The organism is Paenochrobactrum pullorum (assembly GCF_041929845.1).
Taxonomy (GTDB): domain Bacteria; phylum Pseudomonadota; class Alphaproteobacteria; order Rhizobiales; family Rhizobiaceae; genus Paenochrobactrum; species Paenochrobactrum pullorum.
The window spans coordinates 480,415-499,027 of sequence record NZ_JBHEEH010000001.1; the positions used below are offsets into that span (position 1 = coordinate 480,415).

The window sequence follows — 18,613 nt, forward strand, 5'->3', positions numbered from 1 at the left end:
ATGGGCAAGGTAACGATCATTTTATTAGGCGATAATGGTGACAATTGAATGTCATTTCTTTGCGGTTTTTTCTTGTTTCCAGTTCAGATACTCTTGCAGCAGGATTAATCCTGCACCGATCGTGATGAAAACATCTGCCAGATTGAAAATGGCAAATGACCAGTTAGGCAGATGAAATAGAACATAATCAACCACATAGCCAAGCATCGAGCGGTCAATCAGATTGCCGAGTGCACCACCGATAATGAGGGCAAAGCCAACACGGGCAAAGACGCGGGTCTGGGCTGTTGTCCACCATAAATAAATCACAAAACCGACAATTACCAAGGTGAAAGCCACAAGCGCTTTGTCATGAAGGCCGGATAAAAGCGAAAAAGCAATGCCGGTATTATGGGTGCGATAAAGCGCCAGAAACGGCAGAATGTCGATTTGCTCGCCATATGCCATCGTATCTTCAACGCGCAACTTCACCATCTGATCGATAAAAATCGCAGCAACAATCACTAAAATAGTCGGTAAAGAAGCTCTGAGTTTGCTCATCAGGCAGGTCTTTCGTCTAAAATGAGCGCTTCGCGGCGAACTTCATAAAGCATCACAGCGGTGGCAATGGCGAGATTAAGCGAATCGGCGCGGCCGGCTTGCGGAATACGGGCAAGCTTGTCGCAAGTTTCCGCCAATGGATCGGGCAAGCCTTGCTGCTCGTTACCCATCATCAAGATGACCGGTTTTTTGGCATAATCAATAGTTCGGTAATCAACCGACCCTTTTAAATGCGTACCGACGATCATGCCGGAAAAGCCCTTGCGCCATTGTAAGAAATCAGCTTCGGTTGCACGGTAAAGCGGCAATGCAAAAACCGACCCCATGGTGGCGCGCACGGTTTCAAGTGAATAAGGATCGGTGGTGTCGCCAATCAGGATCACACCCTTGGCGCCCACTGCATCGGCAGTCCGGATAACAGTGCCCAGATTGCCCGGATCGCGCACACGATCAAGCGCGATATAAGTATCATTGCCGGATGGTTTTAAATTTTTGAGCGATTGATATTGCTGCTCGAAAACGCCGACAACCATTTGCGGATTATCGCGGCGTGTAATGCCGGCCATTACTTTTTCGCTGACTTCCAAAACCAAGCCGCCGGAGGCAACGGTGCGCGCTGCTGTCTGTTCGGCCAGCTTGTTGCCTTTGCCGGATTTGGCGAAAACCAGCACTTTGATTTTCCAGTTGAGATCCAGCGCATCAATGACGAGCTTCAAGCCCTCGGCCATAAACACGCCTTGCTGGTCGCGGAATTTTTTCATCGCCAGCGCGCGCAGATCCTTCACAATCGGATTGGCCAGACTGGTGACTTCTTTCACCTGTCCATTGCGTGGTGTCGAAGAACGGTTGGAAGCGGAAAAGTCGTGATTTTGGCTCATTGTTGAACCCATCTGCTGAAGAGAGAAGTGGAAAGCGCACGATTGGCTGAGCGCTCACGCAAAATTAATTCGCCTGATTCCACCACACCGCCAAGGCCGGTAAAGCGGTCACACATGAGCGCGTGAATAGCAAAGAATGAGGCGCGGATTGAATAGGCGGTCAAAATAACTGCCAGCGCATCTTTGGTGGTGATCGAGCGGCACAGATCAACCATGGCAGGCAAATGATCAAATAGCTGCCAAACCTCGCCATTGGGGCCGCGACCATAGGCTGGCGGGTCAAGCAGGATGATATCGTAATGGCTGCCGCGACGTTCTTCACGCGCGACAAATTTCATTGCATCATCGCAAATCCAGCGAATAGGTTTGGTCTCAAGACCGGCTATTTCCTGATTTTCTTTTGCCCAGTTGATTGCTTTCTTGGAAGCGTCCACATGGGTGACTTCCGCACCTGCTTGTGCTGCAATCAGTGATGCAACGCCGGTATAACCAAAGAGGTTGAGCACGCGAACAGTTTTGCCTTTAGCGACTTCGCGGCGAATAAGCTCGGCCATATAAGACCAGTGCGCTGCCTGTTCAGGAAACACGCCGACATGGCGAAAAGAGGTGAAACGGCCATGAAATTTGATGCCGTCATGTTTCATCGGCCATGTTTCGCCAAGCGGCTTTTTAGGAAAAGCCCAGCGCCCCATGCCTTCTTCATCGGTATTGCCGGTGAAAACGGCATCCGCTTTGTCCCATTCGGCCTTATCCCATGCCGGTAACCAGATCGCCTGACCTTCAGGGCGGATGATGCGGTAAGAGCCATATTGCTCAAGCTTCAAACCATTGCCGCTGTCGAGCAGGGCATAATCATCCGTTGGCAATGTTTCTAAGATAACAGCGCTGCGCTCAATGGGCTTTTTGCCTGTCTGCGGGCTTAAAATGCGGGTTGGCTGATCAAGCTTGTCTTGGGGACGTTCTTTAGCGCGGATGTTTTCCGGTGCCTCAGCAGGCCGGTTAGAAGCTTTGTCAGTCGTCTTGGCAAATTGCGGGCGCGGCTTTTTAAAGCCACCTGTTTTGGGGCCGCGTTCAGCATTCGGGGCAAAATGATCTGCCCGTTCATTTTTGCCGCGCGGTTTCTGTCCGGCCGGACGTTTGTTTTTTGGTTTGGCTGCCTTCACCGGACTAACTCCATAAAGCTCTTTTATTGTCTCGTAGGATAAAGTGCCGGCAGGTGAAAGAGAAAAACTCCAATCAAGGCTCGGTTCGCACCATAAATGTGAGAAATGAGGAGGATATTTTACAAATATCCATCATTTCCCAACAGGTTTTTTTGATTATGTTGCTTTAGATTGGCGAGTTCCAGTTTTTGGATTCTCACTTGTTTACGGTGTTTTCCTTGCGCCAGCCAGGTAACCGCACCACCGATCACCAGTCCCACCAGCAAAGTTGCGAACAACCAGATGAAAAGCGGAGCAGTGTAAGATAATGCCGGATTGCCAGGATTAAACGGATCGAATGTCACTGTTACGCTCATACGATTGGCAACAGATAAAGCGATCAGAATAACAGCCAGCGGCACCAGAATAATGAGGGTTACCAAGCGGCGTGTCGGAATTTTTTTCATAAAAATCTCAGTCGATGTCGTTTAACCGGTCACGCAGTTCTTTGCCGGTTTTAAAAAATGGCACCCATTTTTCTTCAACACTGACAGATTCACCGGTGCGTGGGTTTCGACCGCTTCTGGCTGGTCTGTTTTTGACGGAAAAAGCACCAAAGCCGCGCAGCTCCACACGATTGCCTTCTGCAAGGGCATTCGTGATTTCATCAAAAACCGCACCGACGATGTTTTCAACGTCGCGCTGGAAAAGATGCGGGTTTCGGCTGGCAATGATCTGAACGAGTTCGGATTTGATCAAGCTATTCATCCCTCTTTTTGCTGCGCATCGGATTTTGTTAAAAAACCGATTATGGTTTCACTTTATTTATGTCCAACAGTATCAGTAACTTGCATGACAGAAAGCAGGCCGTCAAGGAAGATACGTTCACTGATCGTATCACGAATGAAATGATGGCTGTCATCGGGCAGGCCAAACATGCGAACAGCACCGCGCACCAGCAGGTCTTTCATCGATAAGAGCGTTTCATCCTTTTCCGGTTTCCACTCAATCACCGACAGATCAGGTGACAGGCCTTTTTTCAATAACCATTCACGTGCGGCTTCTTCGCCGCCCAAACCGTCGATCAATTTTTTCTCTAAAGCCTGACGACCGGTGAAAATAGAACCGTCAGCCAGAGCCAGCGTTTCTTCGCGGGTAAAGGAGCGGCGTGTTTCAACAAGACCGACAAACCAATCATAAGAATCCATAATCATATTGCGGATCATGGCTTTAGTTTCTTCGCTGGCAGGATTGAAGAAATTCGGCTCTGCTTTCATCGGGGAAGATTTAACCGCTTCCATTTTTACGCCGATCTTGTTCATCAGCTCGGAAATGTCAGGATATTGGAACAGCACGCCTATGGAGCCGACGATGGAAGATTGGTGCGCGACAATATGATCCGATGCCACTGCAATCATATAGCCGGCAGAGGCGGCCAGATTGCCGACACTGGTAACGACGGGTTTTTTCTCGGCAATTTTGCGGATGGCATTGAAAATAGTTTCGCCGCCGACCGTGGTGCCGCCTGGTGAATCAACAATGACGATCAGACCTTTGACCGCGTCATTTTTTGCGATCAGCTCCAGCCGCTTCAGCAGTTCTTCATTTTGGGTGATCGTACCTTCAATGCGCACTTTGGCAATATGCGGCGTGTTGAGGCCGATAAAATTACTGGATTGTGTGGTTGCAATTGCAATCAAAGCCAGTGCAAGAACAATTAAAAATGCACCACGCCAGAAGGTGAGTTTGCGTCTGATACGACGTCTGTCGATCATGGCATCGGCGGTCTGAGTCATGTGAACCTTTTTATGTTTTCAACATTCCTGCTTTAAAATCTTGCGGCAGATTATCGCGTCGTTGCGTTTTAATCTATCTTTTTTACGGGAATTTATCTTTATAGTTGTATGTGACCTTGTGATAGGCCGGTTTGTACCCCAAATAAACCACATTGAAATGAATATTATGAGAATTCGGCAAGCAGTCCGGCAAGTATATGCGTCGGACGGTTGACTTTGGCCGGATTTATGAGTGTTGGAATAGTCTTTTGTCTGTAAACGAAAATAGCGGTGTTCTATATGCTGATCATGTTGCTGACGCGAATGCGCGGCGCGGCATGCGTTTTGGCGCGAGCGAGAAAGCTGTTTCGGTGTTTCAGGCAGCACAGCGTCACTCCACCCGTGTTAAAATTTTGAAAATCGGCTTGCCGATTGCAGCTGTGCTTGTTGGCGCTGTTTTTAGCTGGTTTACATTTTTGGCAACGCCCGCATCTACCGTTAAAGTCAATTTGGGTGATGGTCTGGAAGACGGAAAACTGGTGATGGCCAATCCCAATCTCAATGGGTTTACCAAAGAAAACCGTCCCTATAATTTAACGGCAACCAAAGCGATACAGGATGTTAAAAATGAAGGCATCATCACTTTGGAAGGTATTAGTGCCAAATTACCTGTAGGTGCGCAAAGTCAAGCCACGATCAATGCTAAAAACGGCGTTTACGATAACGTGAATGGTCGTATGAAACTGATTGGCGACTTTGTGGTGACCACTACCGATGGCCTGACTGCTAAAATGCGTTCAGCGGATGTGAACATTGCCACGGGGCAGATCATGACCGACAATCCGGTCGATATTCAAAGTGGTACAACCCATATTCAGGCCAATAAAATGCAGGTGCAGTCCAGCGGTGATGTGGTGGTTTTTGAAGATGAGGTGCATCTGACCATCGTTGCGCCTGAAAGTGTCGATTAAGATTTTTTGACGGTTGATTCTCTGCTCTTTCAGAGCGCGTTTTCTCAACGGACTGTATCAAATCCTCAAAGAAAGTGGCATCAAGCCACAGTGTGTTCTCATACCGCTTGCATTATGGCTGCGATTTTATGCTTCGCATTGATGTGTGTAGCTTTAGTCTATATTAAAACTTTAATGTTTGTTATGAATTTATTCATTATACGCTTTACGGTTGTACGATTCAGGGGATCAGATTATGCGCGCAAAATGCGTTGAAATGAAACAAAGCGCAGTTCGCTTCGCGCGCAGCAAGACATTTGCCGCCTTAGGCCTGGGCTTGGCTTTGAGTATGTCACCGTTGAGTGTTTCTGCACAAACCGAGCAGGTGCCTTTCGGCAGTCTTAATCTTTCCAATGGCAAAGAGCCGGTTAAAATTGATGCCGACCGCCTTGAAATGCGTGATAAAGAAGGCATCGCCATTTTTATTGGCAATGTTTCTGTTGTTCAGGGTGAAACTACATTGCGCGCCGGCAAAATGACCGTTCATTATAATAAAGATGGTGATAAGTCCGAGGCTGGTGCCCAGCAAGGTGCCGCCGGTCTTTCTTCTTCCGGTATTGATCGTCTGGAAGTGAGCGAGAAAGTTTATCTGAAATCCGGCCCGCAGGTCGCGACCGGCGATAGCGGTGTTTATAATGCCAAAACCCAGCAGATGGTTTTGGAAGGCAAAAAAGTTGTGCTGACTGACGGTGACAATGTCGCTACCGGCTGCAAGATGATTGCCCATATGGATACCGGCAAAGCGTTTTTGGAAGCATGTCAGGGCGCAAAAAAGGGACGTGTTTCCATTATTATGTCGCCTAAATCCGAAGATGGCGGTGCGCCCGCTAACAGACGCTAAGCTACAGGGGTTTACGTGGCATTTTTTTCACCTGAGCAAAAACAGAAATCTGCATCAACCGACGATAGCGCGCGTGACCATATGGAGCACGACGATTTTTCGTTGAATGAACGGCGCGGTGATCTGAACAATACGCTTGTCGCGCGTGGGCTGACCAAAAGCTATAATGGCCGTCAGGTTGTAAACGGCGTTTCTTTTGGTGTACGTGCCGGTGAGGCAGTTGGTATTTTAGGCCCGAATGGCGCCGGTAAAACCACCTGTTTTTATATGGTGACAGGGCTGGTGCCGGTGGATAATGGCACGATCGAGATCAATGGTTTTGATGTGACATCCATGCCGATGTACCGTCGTTCGCGCCTTGGCATTGGTTATCTGCCGCAGGAGGCCTCGATTTTCCGTGGACTTTCTGTGGAAAACAACATCAAAGCCGTTTTGGAAGTGGTTGAAAAAGACCGTAAAAAACGAGCCTTTGAGCTGGATGCTTTGCTGGAAGAGTTTCATATTTCGCATTTGCGCAAAGCGCCGGCTATTGCATTGTCGGGTGGTGAGCGCAGACGCCTTGAAATTGCACGCGCACTTGCATCACGACCCAACTTCATGCTGCTCGACGAGCCTTTTGCCGGAGTTGACCCGATTGCTGTTGCCGACATTCAGCAATTGGTACGTCATTTGACCAGCCGCGGCATTGGTGTGCTGATCACGGATCATAATGTGCGGGAAACGCTCGGGCTGATTGATCGGGCTTATATTATCCATGCCGGTCAGGTGCTGACCCATGGCAAGCCGGATGAGATTGTGTCTAATCCCGATGTGCGCCGTCTTTATCTGGGTGACCAGTTTACTCTTTAAAGTGATTTGTTCGAATTTTGATCGGGTCGGCTATGTCCGGCCCGTTTTTGTTGTAAAATCAGACCCTTCGCATCCCTTTTCAGAGACGTTCGGCAATTATTTTCGTTCAATAATTATTACATTGTAGTCTGAGATGAAATGATGCAGGTTGACATGTGCGCCCAGCATTCATAAATAACCCGCTTGGCTGCAACTGGAATGTCGCAAGAATAAACCAGTTGAAAAATAAAGTCGTTAACGGCATCATAGGATATTGATTCATGGTTAAGTAAAAACAATCATCCAATAGTTCTGCTTTAGTGAAACATTGTTGATTGTTTTGTAAAAGACGGATTTTGTAAGCAGTTTTATTATGAAATAATTGCTTTGTCCGGTCAGAGTATTTAAGTCGCGTTTTTGTTTTTGTGAGCTCAAATCAACGAACAGGATCAAATAGTTCATATTTGTGTAAAGTTTAACATCTGATCGCTTGGCGCTTTGCATTCCATGTGATTAGATTGAGTCGTAAGATGAACACATATGAGGTATTGCTATATGACTCTGCGTGTATCGGGTAAACACATGGACGTAGGCGATGCGTTCCGGACCCGCATTAATGATCGGGTAACAGAAACCGTCAGTAAATATTTTGAACATGGTTTTGCAGGGCAAGTTACTGTAACGAAGTCCGGCTCGCGTTATGCTGCTGATTGCATGCTGCATCTGGATAGTGGTGCAACTTTGCAAAGCACGGGGGAAGCGCAAGATCCGCAACTGGCTTTTGATATTGCGGCGGAAAAAATAGAAACACGTTTAAGACGCTATAAGCGACGTCTTAAATCACGGCAGACTGCTACAAACACAGGCTATGCTGATATCGCTTATCGTGTTATGGCTCCGCTTCTTGAGGAAGAAGAAGAGCTGCCCGAAGATTACGCACCGACAATTGTCGCGGAATCTTCGGTTACCTTGAGGACTATGAGTGTTGCCTCTGCAGTTGTGGAGCTGGATCTCACCGAACATCCGGTGCTGGTTTTCCGCAATGCGGGCAATGACGAAGTTAACATTGTTTACCGTCGGGCTGACGGCAATATCGGCTGGGTTGATCCGTCAACGGTTACCCGCCAGACTATGCCGGAAGCCTGATTCAATCGTGGAGTTGCGTGCAGCCTGTTTTAAAGGCTGTACGTATCTCTTCTGGGCCAGGAAGCCCGCTTGAAGAAGGAATGGAGAGAATGGATCTCAGCGATCTGATTCAGCCGGGGGCAATTATCCCTGCGTTGAAGGCCAGCTCCAAAAAACAGCTTTTGCAGATTTTGTCTGAAAAGGCTGCTGAACTGACCGGTCTCCCCGAGAGAGAAATTTTTGAAACGATTCTGCAGCGTGAGCGCCTTGGCTCTACCGGTGTGGGTAATGGTATTGCCATTCCACATGGAAAGCTGACAGGTATTTCAAAAATTGCCGGCGTATTTGCCCGTCTCGAAACACCGGTTGATTTTGAAGCATTGGACGATCAGCCCGTTGATCTCGTCTTTTTGCTGCTCGCACCGGAAAATGCCGGTGCAGATCATCTCAAAGCACTCTCGCGTATTGCAAGATTGCTGCGTGATGCCGATGTGGTTGCAAAACTGCGTGGCACCCATGATGTGCAGATTTTATATTCATTTTTAACGACGCATCCGGCGTCGAATGCTGCTTAAATTATTGAAATAACAAAGGCTGCGTCGTGTTTGGCGACGCAGCCTTTTTAAATTGGCTATCTTTGTATCGTCTGACTATTGCAACATAACTGTGCGCAGTTCGTGATCCCATGCGCCTGCGAGTGCATTGGCGCGTATATCGGACAGAATGATCGGCTCACCGCTGGCGCCAAACAAAGCCCAAAACTCCATATTGGGTGCAAGCGGGGGCAGAGACGGGAAATTGCGGCTCAGATCATCCGAGCGCATTTTACGCACATAGCCGATTTCACCGGCGCCAAGATTAGCAAATTCTGTCTCGGTTAAAATTGGTTTTGGATGGTTCATACTCATTACCTCCAGCTAGCGGACTTTTTATAAGCCCCGCCATTGAACCTAGAGCATGTCGCGTTCAAATGGATTCATTTGAGCTTCCGCGAACATGCGATAATTAAAAGAATTGAGAGCAAGCGCAGTGGCTACAATTAAACGCTACACGCTCTAGTCTCTTATTCCTTGACGTCAATACTGATGCGTTTGATCAGGCGCTCAGGCTCGGGTCTGTCGAGATCAATAGACAATAAGCCATTTTTCAATTCGCAGCCGATCACCCGCATTCCGTCTGCCAGCACAAACATGCGCTGGAACTGGCGGGCTGCGATGCCGCGATGTAAAAATTCACGCTCTGTATCATCCGTCTGGCGGCCACGAATAACCAATTGGTTGTCCTCTGTGGTGACTTCCAGATCTTCGCAAGAGAAACCGGCAACCGCTAATGAAATACGCAAACGCTCGGAGCCGCTTTCATGGCGTAAACGCTCGATATTATAAGGCGGATAGCCTTCACCGGATTTGGTCAAACGTTCTAGCGTTTTTTCCATCGTGTCGAAACCGAGCAGCAAAGGGCTCGAAAATGGTGTTAACCGTGTCATGTGTCAGTCCTTATCAAAGCGACCGTAGTGTATTGTAAAGACCCGAATCCGGCATCTTCATCATGTTTTATAATATGGCTTTTGCTTGTGCTGACTTCAAGAGGCGGGCAAACAGCTGTTTGTTTGAAATTATAATTAAACTAATAATCAGTTGCTTTTTGCTTCACGCAACGCCGATGAAAAAGCATTGGCAAAACTTTCCCGGTCATCGGCATTCAGAAAACTGCCGATTTTTAAAATCCGGCCACGGCTCTCAATATTCATGGCAGTGATGCCGATATCGGGGCGGCGGTCGACATGAAATTTTGTCCAGAACGGATTGAAACTGTGGTTTTGAATGTGGCCTGATGCAGCTATCTGGCGGATATGGAGTTCCGATTTAGAAACGGAAATTTCCTCACGTGCTTGTGCCGCGCGATAATTGACGCGAAATGCCCAGTAAATCAGCGCAATATCAAGGCCGAAAAAACCAAAGATCGGCCACGCGCCAAGCGAGAAAAAGATAAAGCTCACTAAAAGCCAGCAGGCAATCAGTGCAGACATCAAAATGATAAACCCTTTGCGCCCAAGCGAGCGATAAGGCTGGAGAAGCGCTTGGAAAATCGGCCTGTCATAATGGTCAGGCTGGGCACCGTCGGGATGATAATCAACCATGATAACCTGTTTCGGGCTGCGGCAAGCTTACGACTGTTATGTCACCATGTTAAAGATTATAGAGTGGATATGGAACAGACTAAAGTAAAATTATCCGCTACAGATGTCACAACTGCGCCAAAGCACAAACCGCGCCGTTTGGCGGGGTCGCTCTATACGCGTGATGAAATATACGAAATTTTTCGTCGTTTCAGCATTCAGCGCCCCGAACCAAAGGGTGAATTGGAACATGTGAATGTGTTTACATTGCTGGTGGCGGTGGTTTTATCGGCGCAGGCAACCGATGCTGGCGTCAATAAAGCAACGCGTGCTTTGTTTGCCATTGCCGATAGCCCACAAAAAATGCTGGCACTTGGTGAAGAAACGGTGGGTGAATATATCAAAACCATCGGTCTGTGGCGCAACAAGGCCAAGAATGTCATTTTGCTTTGTGAAGCTTTGATCCGCGATTATGGCGGCGAAGTGCCGGATAATCGTGATGATTTGGTGAAGCTTCCGGGGGTGGGGCGTAAAACTGCCAATGTGGTGCTGAATATGTCTTTTGGCCAGCCGACCATGGCGGTGGATACGCATATTTTGCGCATCGGCAATCGTATCGGACTGGCACCGGCTAAAACACCGGATGCGGTGGAAGCAATTTTGGTACGCATCATTCCGGCGGAATTTATGCAGCATGCCCATCATTGGCTGATCTTGTTCGGGCGCTATACCTGCAAGGCACGTAAACCCGAATGCGGGTTATGTGTGATTGCGGATATCTGCAAATCGGCTTCGAAAACCAATTCGATACCCGCACCATTGACAACTATCCCTGAAAAGCTGGGATAAGTTTTTTTTCCTGTTTCATGATCGTTTTGTGCAGATGCACCATCATGGTGGCGGCAAAAAGCGGTGTCAGCAGGCTTAAAAGCGGTATGGCCAGAAAGCCTGCAATGATGAGGCCGGCTAAAAATATGGTGCCGCCATAACGAGCACGCAAAGCTTTGGCTTCTTGCTCTGGATGATAGCGCATGGCGGCAAATTCGAAAAATTCACGCCCGAGCAAATAGCCGTTGATGATGAAAAAGGCAATGATATTGACGCCCGGCACCAGTAATAACAGCAATGCCAGAATGTTGCCCGCAATGACGATGCACAGAAATTTGAGCGACACGATGATGGCGCGCCTGATCGGCAGTTCGGTGCCGACAGGTTCATCGGGATAATCTTCACGTTCAACGATTTCGGCCACGTCATCGAGAAAAAGACCGGCAATCAAGGCTGTGACCGGAGCAATAAGAAGTGCCAGCACCAGTGCCAGCCCCATGCCTGCAATGATTGCTGTTACCAGCCCCAGCCAACCTGTCCATTCAGGCAGGCCAGGCAGCAGAGTTTCAAGCCATGGCCATGCTAATGAGAAAAATATCTGCCTGATTGCTGCCCACGCGCCCATCAATAGTAAAATTGTCAGGCCTAAAACTTTCCAGAAAACAGAGCGATATTCTGCACTGAACAGCCTTTGTAATGCGGTGTATGCAGCTTGCAGAACCATGTAAACTCCTGAATCGCGGTATGGTGCGGCTTTTAGATAGGTGCGCTACTTTAGTCCTACAAGAGACGATTTATAGGGCACTGCTCACAGATAATTCAGGTGATTGATCTTTGCAGGGTAGCTATTATCGAGCCAAAAGGCTAAATCATCGCATAAAATCACCGCAGGAAACTGCTTGATACATAACAACGGGAGCCTCTTGGTTTATCTCATGGCTACATATGACGTTCTTTGTATCGGTAACGCAATCGTTGATATTATTGCGCGTTCTGATGATGAGTTTCTGGTTACCAATGGCATTATCAAAGGCGCGATGAACCTCATTGATGGTTCACGTGCGGAACTTTTATATGACCGTATGGGGCCAGCTGTGGAAATGTCCGGCGGTAGCGCCGGCAATACCGCCGCCGGTATCGCCAATCTGGGCGGTAGGGCCGCTTATTTCGGCAAAGTGGCCAATGATAGTCTGGGCAGCGTCTTTGCTCATGATATCCGTTCCCAAGGCGTGGCCTTTGACACACGTCCGTTAGAAAACAAAATCCCGACCGCGCGTTGCATGATTTTTGTGACACCGGATGGCGAGCGTTCGATGAACACTTATCTGGGCGCCTGCGTGGAATTGGGGCCTGAAGATATTGAGGCCTCCAAAGTGGCTGATGCAAAAGTCACTTATTTTGAAGGTTATTTGTGGGATCCTCCACGTGCCAAAGAAGCCATTCGACTGGCTGCAAAAGTGGCGCATGATCACGGCCACGAAATGGCGATGACTTTGTCTGATCCGTTCTGCGTTGACCGCTATCGTGATGAGTTTCTGGAACTGATGCGCACAGGCACGGTGGATATTGTTTTTGCCAATGAAGAAGAGGCAAAATCACTTTATCAGACCGATAGTTTCGACACAGCTTTGCTGGCGCTTTCCAATGATTGCAAACTTGGCATTGTCACACGCTCCGAAAAAGGTGCGGTCGTGGTCAAAAAGGACGAGCGGATTGTCGTTCCGGCAATCGAGATTTCCGAATTGGTGGATTCAACCGGTGCCGGTGATCTGTTTGCAGCCGGATTCCTTTTTGGTTACACCAATGGCCGTTCACTGGAAGAAAGTGCGCGGCTTGGCGCTCTTGCTGCCGGTATTATTGTGCAGCAGGTTGGGCCACGTGCACAGGGGAGCCTTTCGGGCGCTGCCAAAAATGCCGGATTGCTTTAACATTTCTTGAATGCAAAAAACGGCTGATGTTTATTTAGTAACATCAGCCGTTTTTTTATGTATCTTATGTTACTTAATCTTTGCGGATAAAGCCATCACGTTTGAGCTCGGCTTCGGTGCGCCCTGGTTGCGGCTTGTAGACCGGCAATTTCCAGCCCCATATCAAAGCGCCGCCACGCACAATAAAAGCTGCAAGACTGCCGCATATAACAGCAATCATTGTATCGATCTGTGCCAGATGCATTGCCACATAAACACATGCGCCTGCCAGAGCAGCTGTCACATAAATCTCGCGTTTGAGCAGAACCGATGGTTCACCGGCGATAATATCACGCAAAACACCGCCAAGGGTTGCGGTAAAAATACCGGTTACAATTGCCACCAACGGATCGGAGCCGAGATCAAGCCCTTTAGCAGCACCCATGGCACTATAAAAAGCCAGCCCCAAAGCATCGAGCCATAACAACACGCGATAACGCGATTCCACCAAATGCGCGGTAAAATAAACGAGAATTGCTGCGGCTGTGCCGGTGACCAGATAAAGCGGCTCTCTTACCCAGAAAACCGGATCATCGCCAAGGATAAGATCGCGGATGGTACCCCCACCGATACCGGTGACATTGGCAAGAAAAATAAAGCCGACAATATCCAATTGACGTCTGGATGCAGCTAAAGCGCCGGTCGCCGCAAATACGAAAACGCCGGCATAATTTAAGAAAGTCAGTATCGTCACAACGACGCTCCCCGCAACGCCCCTCTTATCAGGGAGTGTTATTGAGACTGCGTAAGGGCGCAAATGATTTTTGCGCCCTTACTTGTAATATTGTGATTAAAATGTGGAATTTTATAAGATTTAAGCGTCTTTGGTTTGGTCGTCTGCTTCCGGTGCGCGTGCTGCGCCACCTTTGGAAACGCCAACGAGAGCCGGACGCAGCACACGGTCGCCAATGGCGTAACCGGTCTGAACCACCTGCACCACGGTGTTGTTTGGCACATCCGGGTTTGGCACTTCAAACATTGCCTGATGGAAATTCGGATCGAATTTCTGGCCTTCCGGATCAAGCTTGGTGACACCATGGCGTTCAAGCGCCTGCAACATGGAGCGTTCGGTGAGGTCAACGCCGTCGGCCAAGCCCTTCAGGCCGCTGTCTTCAACCAGCGATTCTGCCGGAATGGCATCAAGCGCACGGCGAAGATTGTCGGATACGCTTAGCATATCGCGGGCAAAATTGGTAACCGCATAGGTTTTGGCATCGGCCACATCACGTAAAGTGCGCTTGCGCAGATTTTCCATATCGGCTGCCAGACGCAGCAACTGATCTTTCAGCGCGGCATTTTCGTCAACCAGATGCGCGAAAGGATTGCTTTCCTCTTCTTCGGCAACTTCTTCCATTGCTTCCGCCTTGCGGGACTTCAAAAAATCATCAGCCGCTTTTTTCAGCGCATCCCGGTCACGGGGATTATTCAGGTCGCGCTTGTCAAGATCGGCTGTTTCAGGGTTTTTCTTTTCTTCAGTCATGATGTTCTTCCGTCTTGAATAAGTGTTTGTGGCGGATATCGAGTGTCAGCGCAGGAAAATCAAGGCTTAATGTGCATACCTTGTGCATTCTGACAGTTATAATTGCAATGCCCAGATGGTTATCGCTATGGTTATCGCAGCAATCTTGAGACAATTTGCGCGGTATAATCCACCATTGGCACGATACGGGCATAATTAAGCCGTGTCGGGCCAATGACGCCAAGCGCGCCGACCACGCGCTGTTCTGCGTCACGATAAGGCGCGACAACCAGTGATGAACCGGAGAGCGAAAAAAGTTTATTTTCCGAACCGATGAAAATCCGTACCCCTGATCCGGCTTCGGCCAGATCAAGCAATTGGATCATGCCGTCTTTGGTTTCAAGGTCGTCAAAGAGATGGCGCAGCCGTTCGATGTCTTCCTGTGCGCTGATATTTTCGAGCAGGTTGGAGCGCCCGCGCACAATGAGACGGGCTGGCTGATCTGAGCCGCTGCCGCCCCAGATGGCAAGACCTTGCGCGACAAGACTTTGCGACAGGCTGTCGAGCGCTTCGCGGGTTTCGTTTTTAAGCTTTTCCAATTCCGTGCGCGCTTCAGAAAGTGTGCGGCCATGAATATGCGCGTTGAGAAAATTAGAGGCTTCAATGAGTTGAGACGTGCTGACACCGGGTGGCAGTTCCAGCACGCGATTTTCCACATCACCATTTTTCATGACAAGCACGGCCAAAGCGCGTGTTGGTTCAAGGCGCACAAATTCAATATGTTTGAGCGCACCTTCGGCCTTGGTGGCAAGCACCAATCCGGCACCTCTTGAAAGGCCGGAAAGCACTTGGCTGGCCTCTGTCAGAATATTTTCTACCGAATGGGTTTGTCCGGCAGCACGCACCTGCGCTTCAATGCTGGAGCGTTCATCAGGGGGCAGGTCGCCGATTTCCAAAAACGCATCGACAAAGAAACGCAAGCCGATTTGTGTGGGCATACGGCCTGCCGAAATATGGGGCGAATAAATCAGCCCCAGATGTTCCAGATCGCTCATCACATTGCGGATGGTGGCGGGCGATAAGGCCTGCGGCAGAATGCGCGCCAGATTGCGGGAACCCACCGGATCACCATCATTCAGATAGCTTTCAACAATCCGGCGAAAAATATCGCGCGAACGCTGGTCAAGCGAACTGAGAACGTCATGTGCTGGTGACTGGATCATCGCCCCGCCTAAACCTTGTGTTTCATATGATGTTGCCCCTTAAATATAAGGTGGCAAGTGCCAAGGTCAAAGACTTTGAGTGAAACTGTTAAAACAGTTGTGTAAAGTGCTATCATATCAAAGCAACAGCGAAATACCTTTCTATTTGTGTGATTGCGGCTTAAAAGCAAAACCTTCTTATATGAATCGGGGTTAAATCTTATGCGTCCATCCAAACGTGCAGCCGATGAAATGCGGGCTGTTTCTTTCGAGCGTGCTATTTCCAAACATGCTGAAGGCTCTTGCCTCGTCAAATTTGGCGATACGCATGTGCTGTGCACGGCAAGCTTGGAAGAAAAAGTGCCGGGCTGGATGCGCAATACCGGTAAAGGTTGGGTCACTGCCGAATATGGCATGCTGCCGCGCTCCACCGGCGACCGTATGCGCCGCGAGGCAGCAGCCGGCAAGCAGGGTGGCCGTACGCAAGAAATCCAGCGTTTGATCGGCCGCTCATTGCGTGCGGTTGTCGATATGCAGGCTTTGGGCGAGTTTCAGATCACTGTTGACTGCGATGTCATTCAGGCTGATGGCGGCACCCGTACCGCTGCCATTACCGGTGGTTGGGTTGCGCTGCATGATTGCCTGCGCTGGATGGAAAGCCGTCAGATGGTCAAGCTCGACAAGGTGCTGAAAGACCATGTTGCAGCTATTTCCTGCGGCATTTACGAAGGTACTCCGGTTCTCGATCTGGATTATCCGGAAGATTCAGCCGCTCAGACCGATGCCAATTTTGTTATGACCGGCACTGGCGGCATTGTTGAAATTCAGGGCACCGCCGAAGGTGTGCCATTCTCTGAAGAAGAGTTTGCCAAGCTGATGGCTTTGGCCAAAACCGGTGTAAACCGTCTGGTTAGCTTACAGAAAATGGCCGTTGCCTGATCTTCTGATCCATAAAAATTTGAATGTGGTGCTGAAATTATGAAGAAACTTGAAGAAACCAAACTGATTGTCGCCTCGCATAATGCAGGAAAGCTGCGCGAATTTGATGACCTGTTGGGGCCGTTCGGTTTTGAAACACAGTCTGCCGGTCAGCTTGGCTTGCCGGAGCCTGATGAAACCGGCACCACATTTGAAGAAAACGCCTATATCAAAGCCTATGCTGCGGCCAGCGTCACAGGATTGCCGGCTTTATCTGATGATTCAGGCCTTGTTGTTGATGCACTTGATGGAAACCCGGGCGTTTACACCGCCAATTGGGCAGAATTGCCGGATGGCAGCCGTGATTTTGCCATGGCGATGGGCAAGGTTGAAGATGCTTTACAGGCCAAGGGCGCTACCGAACCGCATGAGCGTAAAGGTCGTTTCGTGTCGGTGATTTGTCTGGCAAAGCCTGATGGCTCGGCTGAATATTATCGCGGCGAAGTGGAAGGTCAGCTGGTTTGGCCGCCGCGTGGTGAACTGGGCTTCGGTTTTGATCCTGTCTTTTTGCCGGATGGTTATGACAAGACCTTTGGCGAAATGACCGCACAGGAAAAACATGGCTGGAAACCGGGTGATAAACATGCGCTTTCACATCGCGCCCGTGCCTTCCAGCTCTTTGCCAAAGATGTGTTAGATATTTGACTTGCCGGGCATTGATTGAGATAATTAAGAATAGGCGTTTAAGAATTTGGAACTGAACACCGCGCTGGCTTCACAGCACCCGATTGCAACCATTGATGGGGAAAATGCTTTCGGCATTTATCTGCATTGGCCGTTTTGCATGGCCAAATGCCCATATTGTGACTTTAACAGTCATGTGCGGCATCAGCCGGTGGATCAGGAACGTTTTGCAGCTGCCTTTAATCGTGAAATGGAAACTCTGCGTGAGCGCACAGGGCCGCGCAGGGTTACCAGCATCTTTTTGGGCGGCGGCACACCGTCTTTGATGCAGCCAGCAACAGTTGCCTCGCTATTGGATGGTATCGCCAAGCGCTGGTCGGTTGCCGATAATATTGAAGTGAGCTTGGAAGCCAATCCGACCAGTGTGGAAGCCGATCGTTTTCGCGGCTATCGTGCGGCCGGTGTCAATCGTGTGTCGCTCGGTGTGCAGGCACTCAATGATCGTGATCTGCGCCGTCTTGGTCGTTTGCACTCGGTCGATGAAGCAAAAGTGGCCATCGGTCTGGCGCGCGAGATTTTCCCGCGTCTCTCATTCGATCTGATCTATGCCCGCCCTGACCAGACCATTGAAGAGTGGCGCGAAGAATTGAAGCAAGCGATTGCGCTCGCTGCCGATCATTTGTCGCTTTATCAGCTGACAATTGAAGAAGGCACGCAGTTTTATAATCTTTGGAAGGCTGGCAAACTGGTGACACCGGAGCCGGATCATGCCGCAGCCCTTTATGAAGAAACGCAACGGGTGACTGCGGAGCATGGTTTGCCTGCTTATGAAGTTTCCAACCATGCAGTGCCGGGGCGTGAGTCGCAGCATAATCTGGTTTATTGGCGCTATGGCCAATATGTCGGTGTGGGACCGGGGGCGCATGGTCGCTTCATTGAAAATGGTACGCGTACGGTGACGATCACGGAAAAACATCCGGAAACTTGGCTGGAGCGCGTTGAGAAGACCGGCCACGGTATTGTCGAGCAGGAACATCTCAACGGTAATCAGCAAGGCGACGAGTTTCTGATGATGGGCTTGCGTCTGCGTGAAGGCATTGATTTGCGCCGCTATCAGCGTTTGAGCGGACATGCCATTAATGCAGATCGCTTGAACCGCTTGATCGAGCAGGGAGCACTTGAACGCATGAATGATGATTTCATTCGTGCCACGCCTGCCGGATCATTATTGCTGGATGCAGTGGTGGCTGATCTGTCTTTATAATGCTATCCACATAATTGGTGGATTTTTTAAGGT

Annotated in this window: 23 protein-coding genes; 10 read left to right on the plus strand and 13 right to left on the minus strand. The window is 49.3% G+C overall.

The window, feature by feature from the left end; translation table 11 throughout:
* Positions 1-51: 51 nt before the first annotated feature.
* The 6 genes from lspA to sppA all read right to left on the minus strand — a co-directional run bounded on the left by lspA (position 52) and on the right by sppA (position 4,356).
* Positions 52-540 (minus strand): signal peptidase II, encoded by a 489-nt coding sequence (gene lspA, locus JNC77_RS02285; protein WP_374829089.1) that lies wholly within the window; start codon positions 538-540, stop codon positions 52-54.
* Complete coding sequence (locus JNC77_RS02290; RefSeq protein WP_374829090.1) at positions 540-1,418, minus strand: TrmH family RNA methyltransferase; 879 nt, start codon at positions 1,416-1,418, stop codon at positions 540-542. The genes lspA and JNC77_RS02290 overlap by 1 nt, the downstream gene beginning before the upstream one ends.
* Complete coding sequence (locus JNC77_RS02295) at positions 1,415-2,581, minus strand: class I SAM-dependent methyltransferase (RefSeq protein WP_374829091.1); 1,167 nt, start codon at positions 2,579-2,581, stop codon at positions 1,415-1,417. The genes JNC77_RS02290 and JNC77_RS02295 overlap by 4 nt, the downstream gene beginning before the upstream one ends.
* A gap of 119 nt (positions 2,582-2,700) precedes the next feature.
* Entirely contained in the window at positions 2,701-3,018 is a 318-nt protein-coding gene (locus JNC77_RS02300) for a lipopolysaccharide assembly protein LapA domain-containing protein (RefSeq protein ID WP_374830439.1), read from the minus strand.
* Between the two features lie 16 nt (positions 3,019-3,034).
* Positions 3,035-3,319 (minus strand): integration host factor subunit beta, encoded by a 285-nt coding sequence (locus tag JNC77_RS02305; protein WP_184223395.1) that lies wholly within the window; start codon positions 3,317-3,319, stop codon positions 3,035-3,037.
* 62 nt (positions 3,320-3,381) lie between these two features.
* On the minus strand, positions 3,382-4,356 hold the full coding sequence (sppA, locus tag JNC77_RS02310; RefSeq protein WP_374829092.1) for a signal peptide peptidase SppA: 975 nt from the start codon (positions 4,354-4,356) through the stop codon (positions 3,382-3,384).
* Between the two features lie 197 nt (positions 4,357-4,553).
* Here sppA and lptC point away from each other — a divergent pair, with 197 nt between their 5' ends.
* The 5 genes from lptC (at position 4,554) to ptsN (ending at position 8,714) form a co-directional block, all read left to right on the plus strand.
* Positions 4,554-5,306 carry an LPS export ABC transporter periplasmic protein LptC gene (gene lptC / locus JNC77_RS02315; RefSeq protein WP_374829093.1) on the plus strand — a complete coding sequence of 251 codons (753 nt, stop codon included), beginning with the start codon at positions 4,554-4,556 and terminating at the stop codon, positions 5,304-5,306.
* 256 nt (positions 5,307-5,562) lie between these two features.
* The gene (locus JNC77_RS02320) at positions 5,563-6,186 is read left to right on the plus strand and encodes an LptA/OstA family protein (protein ID WP_374830441.1); all 624 of its coding nucleotides are present in this window, start codon (positions 5,563-5,565) and stop codon (positions 6,184-6,186) included.
* 81 nt (positions 6,187-6,267) lie between these two features.
* Positions 6,268-7,035, plus strand: coding sequence for an LPS export ABC transporter ATP-binding protein (lptB, locus tag JNC77_RS02325; protein WP_374830443.1), 768 nt, complete (start codon positions 6,268-6,270; stop codon positions 7,033-7,035).
* Positions 7,036-7,569: 534 nt separating this feature from the next.
* Positions 7,570-8,160, plus strand: a complete 591-nt coding sequence (gene hpf / locus JNC77_RS02330; protein WP_374829094.1) for a ribosome hibernation-promoting factor, HPF/YfiA family — start codon at positions 7,570-7,572, stop codon at positions 8,158-8,160.
* 89 nt (positions 8,161-8,249) lie between these two features.
* Positions 8,250-8,714 carry a PTS IIA-like nitrogen regulatory protein PtsN gene (ptsN, locus tag JNC77_RS02335; protein ID WP_343801690.1) on the plus strand — a complete coding sequence of 155 codons (465 nt, stop codon included), beginning with the start codon at positions 8,250-8,252 and terminating at the stop codon, positions 8,712-8,714.
* A 75-nt stretch (positions 8,715-8,789) separates the two neighbouring features.
* Here the strand turns inward: ptsN and JNC77_RS02340 are convergent, their stop codons facing one another.
* The 3 genes from JNC77_RS02340 to JNC77_RS02350 all read right to left on the minus strand — a co-directional run bounded on the left by JNC77_RS02340 (position 8,790) and on the right by JNC77_RS02350 (position 10,279).
* On the minus strand, positions 8,790-9,041 hold the full coding sequence (locus JNC77_RS02340) for a BQ00720 family protein (RefSeq protein WP_374829095.1): 252 nt from the start codon (positions 9,039-9,041) through the stop codon (positions 8,790-8,792).
* A 161-nt stretch (positions 9,042-9,202) separates the two neighbouring features.
* Positions 9,203-9,625 carry an Hsp20 family protein gene (locus JNC77_RS02345; protein WP_374829096.1) on the minus strand — a complete coding sequence of 141 codons (423 nt, stop codon included), beginning with the start codon at positions 9,623-9,625 and terminating at the stop codon, positions 9,203-9,205.
* Between the two features lie 147 nt (positions 9,626-9,772).
* Entirely contained in the window at positions 9,773-10,279 is a 507-nt protein-coding gene (locus tag JNC77_RS02350) for a DUF2244 domain-containing protein (protein ID WP_374829097.1), read from the minus strand.
* Between the two features lie 69 nt (positions 10,280-10,348).
* On the opposite strand from JNC77_RS02350, the gene nth reads away from it, so the two are divergent.
* Positions 10,349-11,107, plus strand: coding sequence for an endonuclease III (nth, locus tag JNC77_RS02355; protein WP_374829098.1), 759 nt, complete (start codon positions 10,349-10,351; stop codon positions 11,105-11,107).
* On the opposite strand, the gene JNC77_RS02360 is transcribed toward nth, so the two are convergent.
* A complete protein-coding gene (locus tag JNC77_RS02360) occupies positions 11,085-11,810 on the minus strand; it encodes a sulfate transporter family protein (RefSeq protein WP_374829099.1) in 726 nt (241 codons plus the stop codon). The genes nth and JNC77_RS02360 overlap by 23 nt on opposite strands.
* 211 nt (positions 11,811-12,021) lie before the next feature.
* On the opposite strand from JNC77_RS02360, the gene JNC77_RS02365 reads away from it, so the two are divergent.
* Positions 12,022-13,014 carry an adenosine kinase gene (locus tag JNC77_RS02365; RefSeq protein ID WP_374829100.1) on the plus strand — a complete coding sequence of 331 codons (993 nt, stop codon included), beginning with the start codon at positions 12,022-12,024 and terminating at the stop codon, positions 13,012-13,014.
* Between the two features lie 73 nt (positions 13,015-13,087).
* Here JNC77_RS02365 and JNC77_RS02370 read toward each other — a convergent pair whose 3' ends face one another.
* From JNC77_RS02370 to hrcA, 3 genes are all read right to left on the minus strand, one after another.
* Positions 13,088-13,747: a trimeric intracellular cation channel family protein gene (locus JNC77_RS02370; RefSeq protein ID WP_374829101.1), complete on the minus strand. Its 660-nt coding sequence runs from the start codon at positions 13,745-13,747 to the stop codon at positions 13,088-13,090.
* Between the two features lie 120 nt (positions 13,748-13,867).
* On the minus strand, positions 13,868-14,533 hold the full coding sequence (gene grpE, locus JNC77_RS02375; RefSeq protein ID WP_374829102.1) for a nucleotide exchange factor GrpE: 666 nt from the start codon (positions 14,531-14,533) through the stop codon (positions 13,868-13,870).
* A gap of 131 nt (positions 14,534-14,664) precedes the next feature.
* Complete coding sequence (hrcA, locus tag JNC77_RS02380; protein ID WP_374829103.1) at positions 14,665-15,735, minus strand: heat-inducible transcriptional repressor HrcA; 1,071 nt, start codon at positions 15,733-15,735, stop codon at positions 14,665-14,667.
* Positions 15,736-15,936: 201 nt separating this feature from the next.
* Here hrcA and rph point away from each other — a divergent pair, with 201 nt between their 5' ends.
* The 3 genes from rph (at position 15,937) to hemW (ending at position 18,580) form a co-directional block, all read left to right on the plus strand.
* Positions 15,937-16,653: a ribonuclease PH gene (rph, locus tag JNC77_RS02385; RefSeq protein WP_374829104.1), complete on the plus strand. Its 717-nt coding sequence runs from the start codon at positions 15,937-15,939 to the stop codon at positions 16,651-16,653.
* Between the two features lie 39 nt (positions 16,654-16,692).
* Entirely contained in the window at positions 16,693-17,337 is a 645-nt protein-coding gene (gene rdgB / locus JNC77_RS02390) for an RdgB/HAM1 family non-canonical purine NTP pyrophosphatase (protein ID WP_374829105.1), read from the plus strand.
* A gap of 139 nt (positions 17,338-17,476) precedes the next feature.
* On the plus strand, positions 17,477-18,580 hold the full coding sequence (hemW, locus tag JNC77_RS02395; protein ID WP_374830445.1) for a radical SAM family heme chaperone HemW: 1,104 nt from the start codon (positions 17,477-17,479) through the stop codon (positions 18,578-18,580).
* Positions 18,581-18,613 lie beyond the last annotated feature (33 nt).